At 72.3% G+C, this 15,944-nt stretch carries 14 protein-coding genes; 10 read left to right on the top strand and 4 right to left on the bottom strand.

Translation table 11 applies throughout. The features are described 5' to 3' along the window. Window positions 1–36: 36 nt before the first annotated feature. Together QRT03_RS27625 and solA are read right to left on the bottom strand one after the other, a co-directional pair. Window positions 37–1,293, bottom strand: coding sequence for an aromatic ring-hydroxylating oxygenase subunit alpha (locus QRT03_RS27625; protein ID WP_286056371.1), 1,257 nt, complete (start codon window positions 1,291–1,293; stop codon window positions 37–39). Next, on the bottom strand, window positions 1,286–2,470 hold the full coding sequence (solA, locus tag QRT03_RS27620) for an N-methyl-L-tryptophan oxidase (RefSeq protein WP_286056370.1): 1,185 nt from the start codon (window positions 2,468–2,470) through the stop codon (window positions 1,286–1,288). The genes QRT03_RS27625 and solA overlap by 8 nt, the downstream gene beginning before the upstream one ends. 187 nt (window positions 2,471–2,657) lie before the next feature. Here solA and QRT03_RS27615 point away from each other — a divergent pair, with 187 nt between their 5' ends. From QRT03_RS27615 to QRT03_RS27595, 5 genes are all read left to right on the top strand, one after another. Beyond that, window positions 2,658–3,656 (top strand): LysR family transcriptional regulator, encoded by a 999-nt coding sequence (locus QRT03_RS27615; protein ID WP_286056369.1) that lies wholly within the window; start codon window positions 2,658–2,660, stop codon window positions 3,654–3,656. Between the two features lie 64 nt (window positions 3,657–3,720). After that, entirely contained in the window at window positions 3,721–4,929 is a 1,209-nt protein-coding gene (locus QRT03_RS27610; protein ID WP_286056368.1) for a PP2C family protein-serine/threonine phosphatase, read from the top strand. After that, window positions 4,926–6,191 (top strand): sensor histidine kinase, encoded by a 1,266-nt coding sequence (locus QRT03_RS27605; RefSeq protein WP_286056367.1) that lies wholly within the window; start codon window positions 4,926–4,928, stop codon window positions 6,189–6,191. Before QRT03_RS27610 ends, QRT03_RS27605 begins: the two co-directional genes overlap by 4 nt. Then, the gene (locus tag QRT03_RS27600; protein WP_286056366.1) at window positions 6,175–6,612 is read left to right on the top strand and encodes a response regulator; all 438 of its coding nucleotides are present in this window, start codon (window positions 6,175–6,177) and stop codon (window positions 6,610–6,612) included. The genes QRT03_RS27605 and QRT03_RS27600 overlap by 17 nt, the downstream gene beginning before the upstream one ends. A gap of 10 nt (window positions 6,613–6,622) precedes the next feature. Then, window positions 6,623–7,315, top strand: a complete 693-nt coding sequence (locus QRT03_RS27595) for an SDR family NAD(P)-dependent oxidoreductase (protein ID WP_286056365.1) — start codon at window positions 6,623–6,625, stop codon at window positions 7,313–7,315. Window positions 7,316–7,318: 3 nt separating this feature from the next. On the opposite strand, the gene QRT03_RS27590 is transcribed toward QRT03_RS27595, so the two are convergent. Further along, window positions 7,319–8,869 carry an APC family permease gene (locus tag QRT03_RS27590; protein WP_286056364.1) on the bottom strand — a complete coding sequence of 517 codons (1,551 nt, stop codon included), beginning with the start codon at window positions 8,867–8,869 and terminating at the stop codon, window positions 7,319–7,321. A gap of 240 nt (window positions 8,870–9,109) precedes the next feature. Between QRT03_RS27590 and QRT03_RS27585 the strand changes: the two genes are divergently transcribed. Both QRT03_RS27585 and QRT03_RS27580 read left to right on the top strand, forming a co-directional pair. Then, window positions 9,110–10,156: a helix-turn-helix domain-containing protein gene (locus tag QRT03_RS27585; protein ID WP_286056363.1), complete on the top strand. Its 1,047-nt coding sequence runs from the start codon at window positions 9,110–9,112 to the stop codon at window positions 10,154–10,156. Window positions 10,157–10,199: 43 nt separating this feature from the next. Beyond that, window positions 10,200–11,396 (top strand): LLM class flavin-dependent oxidoreductase, encoded by a 1,197-nt coding sequence (locus tag QRT03_RS27580; RefSeq protein WP_286056362.1) that lies wholly within the window; start codon window positions 10,200–10,202, stop codon window positions 11,394–11,396. 48 nt (window positions 11,397–11,444) lie between these two features. Here QRT03_RS27580 and QRT03_RS27575 read toward each other — a convergent pair whose 3' ends face one another. Continuing rightward, entirely contained in the window at window positions 11,445–13,607 is a 2,163-nt protein-coding gene (locus QRT03_RS27575; protein WP_286056361.1) for a malate synthase G, read from the bottom strand. A 147-nt stretch (window positions 13,608–13,754) separates the two neighbouring features. Here QRT03_RS27575 and QRT03_RS27570 point away from each other — a divergent pair, with 147 nt between their 5' ends. The 3 genes from QRT03_RS27570 to QRT03_RS27560 all read left to right on the top strand — a co-directional run bounded on the left by QRT03_RS27570 (window position 13,755) and on the right by QRT03_RS27560 (window position 15,907). After that, the gene (locus QRT03_RS27570; protein ID WP_286056360.1) at window positions 13,755–13,907 is read left to right on the top strand and encodes a hypothetical protein; all 153 of its coding nucleotides are present in this window, start codon (window positions 13,755–13,757) and stop codon (window positions 13,905–13,907) included. A gap of 105 nt (window positions 13,908–14,012) precedes the next feature. Next, entirely contained in the window at window positions 14,013–15,347 is a 1,335-nt protein-coding gene (locus tag QRT03_RS27565; protein ID WP_286056359.1) for an MFS transporter, read from the top strand. A 56-nt stretch (window positions 15,348–15,403) separates the two neighbouring features. Next, window positions 15,404–15,907: a GIY-YIG nuclease family protein gene (locus QRT03_RS27560; protein WP_286056358.1), complete on the top strand. Its 504-nt coding sequence runs from the start codon at window positions 15,404–15,406 to the stop codon at window positions 15,905–15,907. Window positions 15,908–15,944 lie beyond the last annotated feature (37 nt).

Here is a 15,944-nt window from a genome sequence, read left to right as displayed (position 1 = left end):
CATCCTGCGCCGTGACGTGCGCCGTCCAGCGGCTCGTCACCCGGCCCGTCGTCGGGAACGCCCGCCCGGCCGGAACATCGCCTCGACGTACCAGTCCAGGAAGGCCCCGACGGACCCTTCGATGACGGTCGACAGCGGGCCCGGACGGTAGCCGCGGGAGGCGATGCCGGCCGCGTTGTTCTCGCAGAGCTCCCAGTCCTGCTCCGAGGTCGCCCGCCACACCGCCGCGACGGCGTCGGGGTCGAGGTCCGCGGGAGCGTCGTCGCGGACCAGGAACGTGACCTCGACGTCCGTGGTCGCGGCGTCGACGGGGGTGAGGCGGGTCGTCATGGCGTAGTCGCCGTTGGCGTGCGCCCACAGGTTGGGCAGCCCGACCAGACGCAGGCTCCCGACGTCGGGGTCGGTCAGGTCGCCCAGCAACGGCGCCACCGGTCGGCCGTCGAGGCTCTCGGTGACGAAGCCGGGCCGCAGCGGCAACCGGCTGATGCGGTACCACGAGCCGCCGGGGAAGCTGACCTCCCGCGGCGCGAGGCCGAGAGACTCCCAGCGCCGGTGGGCCGCGTCGACGGCCGCGTCGTACCGGGGATCGACGCGCACGTCGCCATGGGTCCCGTACTCGAAGTTCGACAGCGAGAACTCGGGGTGGTTGCCGCGGCAGTGGTAGCACTCGCGGTTGTTCTCCACGAGCGTCTTCCAGTTCGCCCGCACCCGGTAGTGGTCGCGGGCGAGGACGCGGGTCGCGTCGAGCCGGTGCGGGCCGAGCTGGGGCACGAGGTCCGCGACGAAGCGGTCGATCGGCGGCGGGTCGTCCGCGAGGCAGAGGAACACCAGCCCGGCGACCTCGCGGACGGCGACGGGGACGAGCCGGTGCTCGGCGCGCGCGAAGTCCTCGCCCATGAGGCGCGCGCTGCGCAGCCGGCCGTCCAGGTCGTAGGTCCACTGGTGGTACGGGCAGACGAGCAGCTTCGCGCAGCCGCGCTCGTCGGTCGTGATCCGCGAGCCGCGGTGGGCGCAGACGTTGTGGTGCGCCCGGAGCTCGCCGGAGCGGTCGCGCACGACGATCACGGACTCGCGACCGACCGTCACGGTGACGTACTGCCCGGGGTCGCGGACCTCGCAGGAGTGCGTCGCGAAGAGCCACCCGGCGTGGAAGATCCGCTCGAGGTCGGCGCGGTACACCTCGGGGTCGGTGTAGGCGGCCTGCGGCAGCGAGAGGCCCGGTTCGCGCACGACCTCCCAGGCCGGGTCGTCGTCGGCGGGCAGGAACGGCGGACGCAGGTCCGTCTCAGACATGGAAGGTCCGTTCGAAGGTCGGGTCGACGAGTGCCCGGCGGGTCAGGGAGAAGGTGTCGACGGGGAGGCTGGTCCGGCCGTGCAGGCTGAGCTCGCCCAGCAGCCGGCCGAGAAGCGACGCGAACTTGAAGGCGTGCCCGGCGCCGACACCGACCGTGATGGCGGGGGCGTCCGGGACGCGGTCGAGGACGAAGTGCTGATCCGGCGGAATCGTGTAGAGGCACGTCTTCGTGTACAGCTCCGGCCCGCCGAATTCGGGCAGGTGCTCGGCGAGGAATTCCTGCTGCCGTTTCCGGCGGAGCGGATCGGGCTCGAAGGTGCGGGAATCGGCCGTGACCTCGTGGCCGCCCATGTGCTGTCCGAGTTTGGTCGCCACCTCTCCGTACACGGGGAATCCGTAGTAGTTCTCCGCGCCGTGCCACATGAACACCGGGAAGTGCGCCGGGGAGAACGTCCGCAGGTGCGGGGTCGCGTAGTAGGTCACCTGCTCCTGGGTGACCGTCAGGGGGAGCCGGACCAGGCCGCCGAGGACCTCGTTGGTCCGCGCGTCCGCCGTCACGACGACGTGGTCGGCCCGGTAGGTCTCGTCGTCGGTGACGACCTCGACCCCGCCGGACACGGGGTGCAGCGCCCGCACCGGGGAGTGCTCCCGCACCTGGGCGCCGAGACCGCGGGCGAGGGCGATGTGCGTCGCGTTCGCGCGGGCGGCGTCGACGATCCCCGATCGCCGCTGGTAGAGGGCCCGCTCGCTGCCGGCGAGCCGGAACTGCGGCCAGCGCGCCATGACCTCGGCGGCGTCGAGCACCTCGACCGGCACGTCGTGACGGCGCGCGACCTCGGCGTATCCGTCGATGGTGCGGGTGCCGGTGGCCAGGCCGCGGCGGGCCTCGACGTCCTCGACGACGAGGCCGCCGGTCTCGGTGACCAGGCGTTGGTCCGAGGCCTCCTCGACCGCGCGCCACGTGGCGTAGGCCGCGGGCGCGAGGTCGGCGTAGGCGTCCTGGTGCTGGGCGTAGCGGATGATGCGGCTGTGGTCCTGGCTCGCGCCGCGGGAGTGGCCGAGTTCGTGCCGCTCCAGCCCGAGGACGGCCGGCCCCCGTTCGCGGGCCAGCCAGTAGAGGGCCGCGGATCCGAGGCCCCCGCACCCGATGACGACGACCTGATGATCGGTGTTCACGCCGAGAACTCCCTGCGTCGGTGACGTTCCCACCGTGGCGCCGCGGGCACCGTCGGGAAAAGATTCCGACGATGCGGACCGGCGGACGTCCCAGAAGTGCGGACTCATCCATCGGCGCCGCTTATCCGTGCAGCGGGAACGACGATCGATCCGTCCGGGGGTCGATCGCGGGCGCAGGATGGTGGGCGTGGAGACGGACGTGACCCTGGACCTGCGTCACCTCCGGGTGTTCCTCGTGCTCGCGCAGGAACTGCACTTCAGTCGGGCCGCCGAGCGGCTGCACATCAGTCAGTCGGCGCTCTCCCAGCAGGTGCGCGGGCTGGAGCGGCAGCTCGGGACCCCGTTGTTCGAGCGGACCAGCCGGGTCACCGTCCTGACGCCGGCCGGCCGGGTGCTGCTCGACGCGGCTCCGCGGGTGCTGCGCGAGGCCGACAAGACCGTCGATCTCGTCGCGGAGGCCGCGGCCGGTGCCGCCGGTCGGTTGATGATCGGCTCGGTGGGCACCGCGCTGGCGTCCATCGCACCTCCGCTGCTGCGGACGATGCGGGCGCGCTACCCCGACCTGCACCTGGAGCTGGCCCAGTACGACACCGCGGCCCAGCTCCTCGCGATCGCCGACCGCACCCTCGACGTCGGGCTGGTGCGGGCGGTCGAGGAGAGCCGGCAGATCCAGGTGGAGCACCTGACGGCGGAACCCCTGCTCGTCGCCCTCCCCGACGACCACCCCCTCGCCGCCGCGGAGCACGTGCACCCGCGGGACCTGGCCGACCAGCCGTTCGTGCTCTGGCCCCGCCCGCTCGGGGCCGCCTTCTTCGACACCATCACCGGCTACTGCCGTGAGCACGGCTTCAGCCCGCACATCGTGGCCGAGGGGCCGGACATCGAGACCCAGCTCAGCCTGGTCGCGGCCGGCGTCGGGGTCTCGCTGCAGCCGTCGTTCTACGCGAACCTGCGGCCGGTCGGCGTCACGTTCCGGTCGCTCGCGGTGCCCGCGCCCGAGGTCGCGCTGCAGGTGGCGTGGCGGCGGGGGAACACCGCGCCCGCGGTGCGTCACTTCGTGGACGCCGCGCTGAGCTGGCGGGACGCCCGGGACGTGGGCGGGACGACGAGCACCGGCCACGGGCTCTCCGGGCTCGACCCGCGCAGCACCCGGGCGGCCTGCTCGCCCCGGATGGCCGACATCTAGGCTTTCCCGCAGGCGAGCGCGCCGAGCCCGTGGCGCGTCGGCCGTGCTGTGGGAGGAGGGTGCGGTGTCCGGCACCCTCGACGGCTCCGCCCCGCTCGCGGTGCTCCTGGTCGAGGACGACGACGGGGACGCGATGCTGGTCGCCGAGCACCTCGCCGACGCCGAGGTCGCGGGCGGGTTCCGCGTGATGCTGCACCGGGCCCACACCGTCGCCGACGCCGAGCGGCAGGTGGACGACGTGGAGTGCGTCCTGCTCGACCTGGCCCTGCCCGACGCCGAGGGGCTCGACGCCCTCCGGCGCGTCCTGCGCGAACGCGGCGGACCGGCCGTCGTCGTCCTGACCGGACGGCACGACCACGAGCTGGGCGCCCGGGCGGTCGCTGCGGGGGCCCAGGACTACCTGCTCAAGCACCACGTCGACGGCCCCTCGTTGTCCCGGGCCCTGCGCTACGCGGTGGAGCGGGTGCGCGGCGAGCGGGTCCGCCAGCAGCTCTGGGACGCCCACGCCCGCGCCGAGGAGAACGTCCGCCTGGAACGGGGCCTGCTGCCGACCCCGCTGGTCACCGACCCCGACATCGCGATCGCCGTGCGCTACGAGCCCGGCGGTGGACGGCGCCTGCTGGGCGGGGACTTCTACGACGCGGTGGAGGGGCCGGACGGCACGCTGCACGTGGTGATCGGCGACGTCTGCGGCCACGGCCCGGACGAGGCCGCCCTCGGGGTGAACCTCCGCATCGCCTGGCGGACCGTCGTGCTCGCCGAGACGTCGGACACCCAGATGCTGCCGACGCTCGGGCGGCTGCTCGTGCACGAACGGGCCCGAACGGGGATCTTCGCGACCCTCGCCGTGCTGACCGTGGACCCCGACCGACGCCGGGCCCGCCTGCGGCTCGCCGGTCATCCGCCGCCCGTCCTGATGCCGCTGGCCGGGGGAGCCGCCCCCCTGCCGGTCACGCGGCTCGGGCGGCCGATCGGGATCGTCCCCGACGACCGGTGGGAGGACCTGGAGATCCCGTTGCCGGAGGGCTGGGCGATGCTGCTGTACACCGACGGCCTGGTGGAGGGCCGCCCCGTGCCGTCGGCGGTGTCCGAGGGCGACGACGTCCTCGGCACGGACGGGCTGCTCGCGGTCCTCGAGCGGTGCCTGCGCGAGGAGGCGGAGGACGGGTTCTCCTCGGAGCGGATGCTGGACCGGGTGATGTCGCAGGTGCGGGCGCTGACCGACGAACGGACCGACGACGTCGCGGCGGTCCTGGTGGTGTCGGGCCGGTGAGTGGGGAGAGTGCGGTGGAGACCTCGGCGGAGACCTCGCCGGAGACCTCGGCGGAGCGCGATCCGCTGGCCCGCCGCTCGCTGCACCGTCTGCTGATCACCGCGGGGATCGCCGGCGGCGTCCTGCTCGTGGTGGTGGGCCTCGTCGTCGGGCTGGCCCTCGCGGCGCTCGCGCGGGAGCGCCGAGCGCTCCTGCCCCAGCTCGGGCCGGTCGCGTTGGAGCGGGCGAACGCCGCCGCACGGACGGTGGACCTGGTCGGGCTCGCCTCGCTGGTGGTGCTCGCGGCCGGGCTCGTCGGGCTGCTGATGTGGCTCCGTCGGGCGGTCGTCCGACCGACCGAGCAGCTCGCCGCGGAGGCCCGTGACGTCACCTCCGGGAACCTCCAGCGTCGGATCGGCGTCCGTGGCCCCCGCGAGATCACCTCGTTGAGCCGCGACGTCGACGCCATGCGCCGCTCCCTGCTCACGGAGATGGACGCCATCGAGGAGGCCCGGGCCGAGCTCGACGAGCGCGGCCGCGAGCTGGAGCGGTCGAACTCCGACCTGGAGCAGTTCGCCTACGTCGCGTCGCACGACCTGCAGGAGCCGCTGCGCAAGGTCACCAGCTTCTGCCAGCTCCTGCAGCGTCGCTACGGCGGGCAGCTCGACGAGCGGGCCGACCAGTACATCGAGTTCGCCGTCGACGGCGCCAAGCGGATGCAGTTCCTGATCAACGACCTGTTGGCCTTCTCCCGGGTCGGGCGCGCGGACGGTCCCGTCGAGGAGGTCGACAGCGGTGAGCTGCTCGACCGCGCGGTCCGCAACCTCGCCGGCGCCCTGGAGGAGTCCGGCGGCGGGGTCACCCGGGACGAGCTGCCGCGGGTGCACGCCGAGCCGGCCCTGCTCGCCACCGTCTTCCAGAACCTGCTCGGCAACGCGCTCAAGTTCCGTGGCGAAGAACCGCCCCGGGTCCACGTCTCGGTCGACCGGGACGACGACCGATGGCTCCTCCGGTTCACCGACAACGGCATCGGCATCGAGCCGGAGTACGCCGAGCAGATCTTCGTCATCTTCCAGCGCCTGCACGGCAAGTCGAGCTACCCGGGCACCGGAATCGGCCTGGCGATGTGCCGCAAGATCGTCGAGCACCACGGTGGGACGATCTGGCTGGAGGAGACCACGGGCACCGGGAGCACCTTCGTCGTCGCCCTGCCGGCGCTCGCCGAGCCCGTCCCCGCCCTCGTTCCCGGCCCCGTGGAGGACCATCGTGACGACCCCGCCTGACGAGATCGACGTGCTGCTGGTCGAGGACGACGAGGGCGACGTCCTCATGACCCGCGAGGCGTTCGAGCACCACAAGCTGCGCAACACCCTGCACGTGGTCCCGGACGGCGTGGAGGCGCTGCAGTTCCTGCGCCGCGAGGGCACCTACGCCGACGCCCCCCGCCCCGGCCTGATCCTGCTGGACCTCAACCTGCCGCGGAAGGACGGCCGGCAGGTCCTCGAGGAGATCAAGTCCGACGAGGTCCTGCGGGCCATCCCCGTCGTCGTGCTGACCACCTCGCAGGCCGAGGAGGACATCCTGCGCAGCTACAACCTGCACGCCAACGCGTACGTCGCGAAGCCCGTCGACTTCGAGCGGTTCATCGACATCATCCGGCAGATCGACGACTTCTTCGTGACGGTCGTCAAGCTGCCGCGCTGAGCGAGCCGTCGTGAGCGGAGCGGGCACGGTCGCGGTGGTGACCGGCGCGAACCGGGGGATCGGGCTGGAGGTGGTCCGCCGCCTGGCCGGGCGCGGCGGGACGGTGATCCTCGGGTCCCGCGACCTGCGGCGCGGCGAGGAGGCCGCACGGGGACTCGACGGGGTGGAGCCCCGCGAGCTCGACGTGGCCGACGCGGGCTCGGTGCAGGCGCTGGCCGACCGGGTGCGCGCGGAACACGGCGGCGTCGACGTCCTGGTCAACAACGCCGGCATCCACTACGACACCTGGCAGGACGCCGCCCACGCCGACCTCGAGGTCGTCGCCGAGGCGATGCAGGTGAACCTCCTCGGCGCCTGGCGGATGGTGGTGGCCTTCGAGGACCTGTTGCGCCCGGGTGCACGGGTCGTGAACGTCTCGAGCGGAGCCGGGTCGTTCGGGGAGACCGCGGGCGGCGGGGGAGTCCCGGCGTACTCGGTGTCGAAGGCCGCCCTGGACATGCTCACCGTCAAGCTCGCGGCGGACCTGCGTCCCCGGGGCGTCCTGGTCAACGCGGTGTGTCCCGGCTGGGTCGCCACCGACATGGGCGGCGCCGGCGGACGGCCCGTCGCCGACGGTGCCGCGAGCGTGCTGTACGCCGTCGACCTCCCCGCCGACGGCCCGACCGGCACCTTCACACGCGACGGGCGACCGATCCCCTGGTGAGGGTCAGGCCGGTCCGCCGACGTCGGCGCGGGCGTGCTCGGCCACGACGCCGGTCTTGTGCCGCTGGACGGTCCAGTAGTACGCGAAGCCGACGCCGAGGATGAGGCCGGGCAGCAGCACCCCGCCCCACTGCAGGTACCAGTGGAAGGGCTCGGTGGCGTTGTAGACCTCGTTGCGCGGCCAGGCGAGGTTGACCGTCATGAACCCGCCCCAGAGCACGGCGAGGACGTTGACCGGGATGCCCCAGCGGCCCAGCGAGAACGCGCCCTCGCGCGGCTGCCAGTCGCCGCGCAGGCGCTTGAGCAGCAAGGGGACCGTCACGAGCAGGTACGCCGTGTAGATCATGATGATCGCGATCGAGGTGACCACGGTGTAGATCTGCGGGCTGAACGTGACGAACAGCAGGACGATCGCCAGCACGCCGATCACCACCGACGCGGTCACCGGCGTGCCGAACCGCGGACTGATCGAGCACAGCTTGGCACCGGCCGGCAGGTTGTTGTCCCGGCTCATCGCGAAGGCGAGGCGGATCGCGGCGGCGTGCACCGCGAGGGCGCAGACCACCACGGCGATGACGACGGCGACGAGGATGACCGAGCCGCCGACCGGGCCGAGCACGGCGAGGATGAGCGCCTGCAGACCGCCGAGCGAGCTGAACGCCGGGTCGGCCAGATCGGGCGCCGACATCAGCGCGAACAGCAGGATGAGCCCGCCGAGCAGGAACGAGAAGAACAGGGCCCGCAGGATCGCCTTCGGGGCGTTGCGGCGCGGGTCGTGCGACTCCTCGGCCAGCGACGACGCGGTGTCGAACCCGTACATGACGTAGAGCGAGGCGAACATCGCGACGAGGAAGGCACCTGCGTACCCGAGCGGCCGGTCGGACGCGTCGATGCCGCCGGTGTCGAGCACGATCTGCGGGCCGCGCACGATGTTGATCGCGAGCAGGACGATCAGCAGCACCGCCGCGATCAGCTCGATGAACACGCCCGCGGCGTTGATCTGGGCCATGAGCTTGGTGCCGAACGCGTTGATCGCGGTGGTGAACACGATCAGCAGCGCGGCCAGGATGACGCCGTTGAGCGCCTGCGCCCCGGTGTCGTCGTCGCCCGCCATCGGGATGAACTGGAAGCCCGACCACAGCTCGGGCAGCGTCGCCTGCAGGGCCAGCGCGACGGCGGCGATCGAGACGATCGATGCGGTCAGCATCGTCCAACCGGCCAGCCACGACACGTGCGGGCTGGTCAGTCGCTTGGTCCAGTTGTAGATCGAGCCGGCCACCGGGAAACGGGCCGCGAGCTCGCAGAAGCACAACGCGACCATCAGCTGGCCGACGAAGACCATGGGCCACGACCACCAGTAGGCCGGGCCGCCGGACCCCAGGCCGAAGTAGAACAGCTGGAACGTGCCGGTCAGGATCGAGATGTAGCTGATCCCGGCCGCGAAGGTGTGGAAGCTGCCGAGGGAACGGACCAGGGTCGGCTTGTACCCGAACTCGTCGACGTCCGAGGAGTCGGACGCGTTGGTCTGCGGATGGGCCTTCTCCGGAACGCTCATCGATCACTCCCCGACACGATCCCGCCCGGCCGCACCGCTGCACGAGCGACGCGTCCGGGTGGGTGCCTCACCCGAGAGGACGCTCGGGCGCGGACAAGTATCGACAACCGGACGTCCCGCGCCAAGACGGTGTGAAGTGCGTGGCCGGGGGCGCTGTTCAGGAACTGAACAGTCCGCGGGCCGACGTCGGCTTGCATACTCGCCGTGTCAGCGGTCACAGGGGCCCGGCGGGAGGTGACGATGAGGCGGTCACGGCGTGCGTGGGAGGCGTTCCAGTCGGGCCACGAGCCCGTCGGAGTCTCCGGCCAGGTGCTGACCTCATGGCGGCGCTCGCGGTGGAGCGGTGTCGACCCGGGGCGCACGGAGATCCCGATCGTCGACGTGGACACCGACAGCGAGTTCGTGCGGATCGCCTCGCCGGTGGTGCTGCGGGCGGCGGACTCGCTGACCGGTGGCCCGGCCTGCCTCGCTCTCGCCGACGCGCACGGCCACGTCGTGTGGCGGTGGGTCTCCGAGCCGGCCATCGGGCGGGCGCTCGACGCGCAGGGGATGCAGCACGGCTCGTTCTTCGCCGAGCAGCGGGTCGGCACCAACGGCATCGGGACGTCGCTGGAGAGCCGTGAGCTCGCGACCGTGTTCGGCCCCGACCACTACGTCGAGGCGTTCCACCGCTGGGCCTGCGTGGCCGCGCCGGTGGTGCACCCGGTCACCGGCCGGGTGCATGGCGCCGTCAACGTCACCTGCTTCGCCGAGGACGCCAACCAGTTCCTGCGCGCCCTGACCCGGTCCCTGGCCGACACCGTGTCGAGCCGCATCGCCGAGCACGGGTCGCGGGAGGAGCGGGCGCTGCTCGACGCGTTCGTGTCGGGCCGGGTCCGCACCACCGCGCCCGTCGTGGCCGTGACCAGCAGCCTGATGTTCACGGACGACGTCGCCGGTGCCTGGGGGCTCGAGCACCGCACCGTCTGGGAGCTGGTGCGTCACGCGGGCCCCGCCGCGGACGTCGTGGTGCGCGACGGCCTCCGCGCGCGCGTGCACCCGCTGGTCGGGATCGACGGTGCCCTGCTGACCCTGCACCCGGACCCGACGTCGGCCGCGGTACCGCCGACCCCCGAGTCCAGCCCGCTGGAGGCCGCCGAGGCCGACGTGATCGCGCGGACCCTCGCGGAGTGCCGCGGCAACAAGTCCGTCGCCGCGGCCACGCTCGGGATCTCGCGGGCCACGCTCTACCAGAAGCTCCGCCGCTACCGGATCTCCTGGGCGCCGGACACCTCCCGCGCCCTCTGACGATCCCGTCCCGCACCCCGACACACCCGTCCGGAGGAGAACCGTGTCCAACCCCGTCAACAAGCTGCGCTTCGGCATCTTCATGCCACCGTTCAACTCCCCGCCGACGCAGAACCCGACGACGTCGTTGCAGCGCAACATCGAGACGATCCAGCTGATGGACCGGCTCGGCTACGACGAGGCCTGGGTCGGCGAGCACCACAGCGCGGGCACCGAGATCATCGCGGACCCGCTGACCTTCATCTCGCACGTCGGGGCGGTGACCCGGAACATCAAGCTCGGCACGGGCGTCGTCTCGCTGCCCTACCACCACCCGCTGTGGACCGCGGACCGCGCGATCCTCGTCGACCACCTGCTGCGCGGGCGGCTGATGCTCGGCGTCGGGCCGGGGTCGCTCCCCACCGACGCCGCGATGATCGGACTGGAGCCCAGCGCGCTCCGACCCGCCCTCGGCGAGGACCTCGAGGTGCTGCTCCGGCTCCTCCACGGCGACGGCCGGGTCACCCACCACACGGATCGCTACGACCTCGTCGAGGCCGCCACCCAGCTCGCGCCCTACTCGGACCCGGTGTTCGACATCGCCGTCGCGGCGACCGTCTCGCCCGCCGGCCCGATCCTGGCCGGGAAGCACGGGCTCGGCCTGCTCTCGCTCGGCGCCACCACCCGCGAGGGATTCGACGTGCTCGCCCACCACTGGAACGTGGTGGAGGCCGAGGCCGCCAAGGCGGGTCGGACGACGAACCGCGCGTCGTGGCGGCTCGTCGGCCCGATGCACATCGCCGAGACGCAGGAGCAGGCGGTCGAGGACGTCCGGTACGGCTTCGACACCTTCTGCGACTACACCCAGCGCACTCTCGCGCTGCCGACCTTCCGGGCGGAGGGCGAGACGTTCGAGGAGCGCGTGGCCTGGATCAACGAGACCGGGCTGGGCGTCATCGGGACTCCGGACCAGGCGATCGCGCAGATCCAGCGGCTCATGGACCAGAGCGACGGCGGTTTCGGCTGCTACATGATGATGCAGCATGACTGGGCGAACTGGGAGGCGACGCAGCGGCACTACGAGCTGTTCGCCCGCCACGTCATCCCGGCCTTCCAGCCCTCCCAGCGCCGGCTGCTCGCCGCCGAGGAGTGGGCCCGCAGCCGGCACGGCGAGCTGGACGCGAAGAACGGCGCGGCCATCCAGGCGTGGACCGACAAGTACGCGGCCGAGCAGAAGGACGAGGCCACCGCGCAGGCCTGATCGGCACCGGAGGCCGCGCCCCGTCCGCGGACGGGGCGCGACCCGTCGTCAGGCGTGGGCCTTGGCCTGGCGACGCCACTGGGTGAGGGCGCGCTCGGTGTAGCCGTTGGGCTCGGTGCCGCCGGTGAACACCAGCTCGAGGGCAGCCTGGAAGGACTCGCTGTTCTCGAGGTCGGGCGCCATCGGCGGGTAGCCGTCCTGGCCCTCGTTCTGCTCGTCGACCAGGGCGGCCATGCGCGCGAAGGTCTCCCGCACGGTGTCGGCGTCGACGACGCCGTGCTCGAGCCAGTTCGCGATGAGCTGGCTGGAGATGCGCAGCGTCGCGCGGTCCTCCATCAGCCCGACCCCGTCGAGGTCGGGCACCGTGGAGCAGCCGATGCCCATCCCGACCCAGCGCACGACGTAGCCGAGGATCGACTGCGCGTTGGTCTCCAGCTCCCGGCGCACGTCGTCGTCGGACAGGGTGCCCGGGTCGGAGAGCGGCAGTTCCAGCAGGTGACGGCGGTCGGCCGTGTCCCGCTTCGCGATCTCCTCCTGGACGGCGTGCACATCGGTGCGGAGGTAGTGCAGGGCGTGCAGCGTCGCGGCGGTCGGCGAGGGCACCCAGGCGGTGTTCGCGCCGGCCTTCGGGTGCCCGATCTTCTGCTCCAGCATCTCGGCCATTGCCGCGGGCTTGGCCCACATCCCCTTGCCGACCTGCGCGTGGTGCTCGAAGCCGGCCGCGAGCGCGACGTCGACGTTGCGGTCCTCGTAGGTCTGCAACCAGGTCGTCGACTTCATGTCGCCCTTGCGCAGCACCGGCCCGGCGGCGAAGCAGGTGTGGATCTCGTCGCCGGTCCGGTCGAGGAAGCCGGTGTTGACGAAGATGACGCGGTCGGCCGCCGCGCCGATGCAGGCCGACAGGTTCACCGTCGTCCGCTTCTCCTCGTCCATGATGCCGATCTTGAGCGTGTTCGCGTCGAGACCGAGGGCCTCCTCGACCGCCGCGAACAGCTCGACGGTCAGCGCGACCTCGTCGGGCCCGTGCTGCTTGGGCTTGACGACGTAGACGCTGCCGGCGCGGGAGTTGGTGTGCGGTCCGAGCCCGCGCAGGTCGTACAGACCGGCGACGGCGCACACGAGCGCGTCGAGGACACCCTCGTTGACCTCGGCGCCGTCCGCGGTGAGCACCGCGTTCGTCGTCATGTGGTGCCCGCAGGTACGCACGAGCATGAGCGAGCGGCCGGGCAGCGCGAGCGATGAACCGTCGGCCCCGGTGTACTCGCGGTCCGGGTTGACCCGCCGGGTGACGGTCTCGCCGCCCTTGGCGAACTCCGCGACGAGGTCGCCGGTCATCAGCCCGAGCCACGTGCGGTAGGCCAGGGCCTTGTCCTCGCCGTCGACCGTCGCGACCGAGTCCTCGAGGTCGACGATCGTGGTCACCGCCGACTCGAGCACGACGTCGCTGACGTCCGCGTGGTGCTGGCGGCCCACCTGGGTGGACGGGTCGATCACGAGGTCGACGTGCAGGCCGTTGCGCACGAGCAGGACGGTGCCCCGGCCGTCGCCGTCCGGGGCGGTGAAGCCGGCGAACTGGTCGCGCCGAGCCAGCCCGACGGTGCCGTCGGCCGTGTCGGCGGCGAATCCGTCGGTGGAGGGGCGGTAGGCCGTGACGTCGGCGTGGCTGCCGCGCTCGAGCGGGAACAGCTCGTCGAGCAGCTCGTCCGCGGCCGCGATCACCTGGGCGCCGCGGCGCTCGTCGTACCCCTTCGCGAGCTCGTGGTCCTGGGGGAGCGCGTCGGTGCCGTAGAACGCGTCGAACAGCGAACCCCAGCGGGCGTTCGCGGCGTTCAGCGCGAACCGCGCGTTCGTCGACGGCACCACCAGCTGCGGGCCGGGGATCTCGGCGATCTCGGGGTCGACCCGGTCGACGTCGATCGTCGGGACGCTCGTCGGTTCCGGCGCCAGGTAGCCGAGGTCGGTCAGCAGCTTCTCGTAGTCGTCCCGGGAGCCCGCACCGTGCTCGGCGTGCCACGAGTCGATCTTCCCCTGGAGATCGTCGCGCTCGGCCAGCGCCGTCGCGATCCGCGGCGCGAACCGCTCCTGCAGCCGGGCCAGGGTCGACCAGAAGTCCTCGGGGGTGAGGTCGACCTGCGCGAGCAGCTCGTCTTCGACGAACACCCGCAGATGCTCGTCGACCTGCAACCCGGATCGTTCGGACGTCTCGGACACTGACGGACCGCCTCTCTCGCCTCGGGGACCCTGTACGGGCCGGGGAGGGTCGTACCCCGTCCGATCCTGACGTGCACGGGCACGATCGGCGCGCCGACGTCGCGGACCGGGTATCTTCCCGAACCCTACCGATCCCAGGAGCCCGCCATGATCATCCTCGGTCTCGCCCGGAGAGCGCTCGGACCGGTCGTCCGGTTCGCCACGCTGGTCCTCGCGCCGGTCGCCGCCGTCCTCGCGTGGGGCGCGGTGGAGAACGGGAGGGACGAGCGCAGGAAGGGAACGGGCCGGACCGGGGGCTGAGCGGCCCACCTCTCGCTCAACGGGACGAATCTGGCGATCTCGGGCGACCCTTGCCTATGGTGCGCGTCACATCACGCCGAGTCGCCACCGGTCAGGAGTTCGTCGATGCACCCTGCCCCGAGCTCTCCACCCGCACCGACGGCCCGGGAGACGCGCCGCGTCGCCGCAGCGACGCTGATCGGCACGTCGATCGAGTGGTTCGACTTCTTCGTCTACGGCGCGGCCGCCGCCCTCGTGTTCAACAAGGTCTTCTTCCCGACGGCGAACCCGCTCACGGGGACGTTGCTCGCACTCTCGACGTTCGGGGTCGGCTTCGTCGCCCGCCCCTTCGGCGGGGTGATCTTCGCGCACTTCGGCGACCGGATCGGCCGCAAGTCGATGCTGGTGCTGTCGGTGCTGATGATGGGCGGCGGCACGTTCCTCGTCGGTCTGCTGCCCACCTACGAGGCCATCGGCCTCGCGGCCCCGATCCTGCTGGTGGTGCTGCGGATCGTCCAGGGCATCGGGCTCGGTGGGGAGTGGGGTGCGGCCGCGGTCATGGCGGTCGAGTACGCGCCGCCGCACCGGCGTGGCTTCTTCGGCAGCTTCCCGCAGATCGGGGTGCCGGCGGGGATGCTGGTCGCGAACGTGTCGCTGCTCGCGATGTCGGCCCTCGTGCCCGAGTCCGCCTTCATCTCCTGGGGCTGGCGGGTCCCGTTCCTGGCCTCGATCGTGCTGGTGGTCGTCGGCATCGTCATCCGGCTCAGGGTCGCCGAGTCGCCGGTGTTCGAGGCGGCGAAGCAGGAGGGGCGCATCGAGCGCCAGCCGGTGCTCGCGGTGTTGCGCCGGCAACCGTTGAACGTGCTGCGGGCCGCCGGCCTGCGCTTCGCGGAGAACAGCACGTTCTACATCCACACCACCTTCGTCCTGACCTACGGCACCGTCGTGCTGGGGATGGCGCGCGGCGACCTGCTGATCGCGGTCATCGTGTCCTCCGCGATCGGGCTCGCGACGATCCCGTTCTACGGCTGGGCCGCCGACCGCTTCGGACGACGCCGGGTCGTGCTGTGGGGCTCGTTCGTGCTGCTCGCGATGAGCTGGCCGTACTTCTGGGCGCTGGACACGCGCTCCCTCCCGCTGATCGTGCTCGCGACGGTGATCGCGGTGAACGTCGGGAACTCCGCGGTCTACGCCCCGCAGCCCGCCTACTTCTCGGAGCTGTTCGAGCCCGAGGTCCGGTACAGCGGGGCCTCCATCGGCGCGCAGGGCGCGAGCGTGTTCGCCGGCGGGCTGGCGCCGGTGATCGCGACCGCCCTGCTCGACGCGACCGGCGGCTTCGACTGGATCGCGGTCTACATGTCCGCGATGGTGCTGATCACGATCGTGACGGCGTTCCTGTCGCCCGACCCGTACCGGGAGTCGCTGAAGCAGCCGAGCACGCCGGTGGCCGTGGCACGCTGACGGAGGCGGGACGACCGGTAGGGCAGGCTGCCGGGGTGGCCGATCCACCTTCGCCCGTGGCCGAGACGCTTCTGGGGAACACCCCCGTGACGCCGGGCGTGCTCGCCGAGCAGGTGCCGCGCGGGCCCGGTCTGTACGCGTGGTGGGCCTCTCCCTCGGTGCTGTCCGGATTCGACGGAGCAGCCCATGCGTCCGAGCCGGACCTCCGGCTGCTCTACGTCGGCCTGGCGACGAACCTGCGGTCGCGACTGCACGGCAACCACATGCGCCGGAGTGGCACGTCGACCCTGCGTCGCACGCTGGCGGGCCTGCTGCTCGACGAGCACGGGTTCCGCACCCGTCGGACGGACCGGGTGGTCCTCGTCGACGAGGACGAGGTGCGGCTGTCCGCGTGGATGACCGAACACCTCCGCGTCACGTGGTGCACGCACCCGGAGCCGGGGGCGGTCGAGGCGGAGGTCATCCGGCTCCTGCGTCCGCCCCTCAACGTGGACCACGCGAGCGGTCCGGCCCGGGACCTCGTGCGCGCCGCGCGGGCCCGGTACCGGTCGAGCGCCTGACGTCCGGAGGTGACGTCCTCGCGGGCCGGAGGAGGAT

Source organism: Actinomycetospora termitidis (genome assembly GCF_030286555.1).
GTDB lineage: Bacteria > Actinomycetota > Actinomycetes > Mycobacteriales > Pseudonocardiaceae > Actinomycetospora > Actinomycetospora termitidis.
The sequence above is the reverse complement of the archived record's forward strand: the minus strand, read 5'-3'. Positions and strand labels throughout refer to the sequence as shown.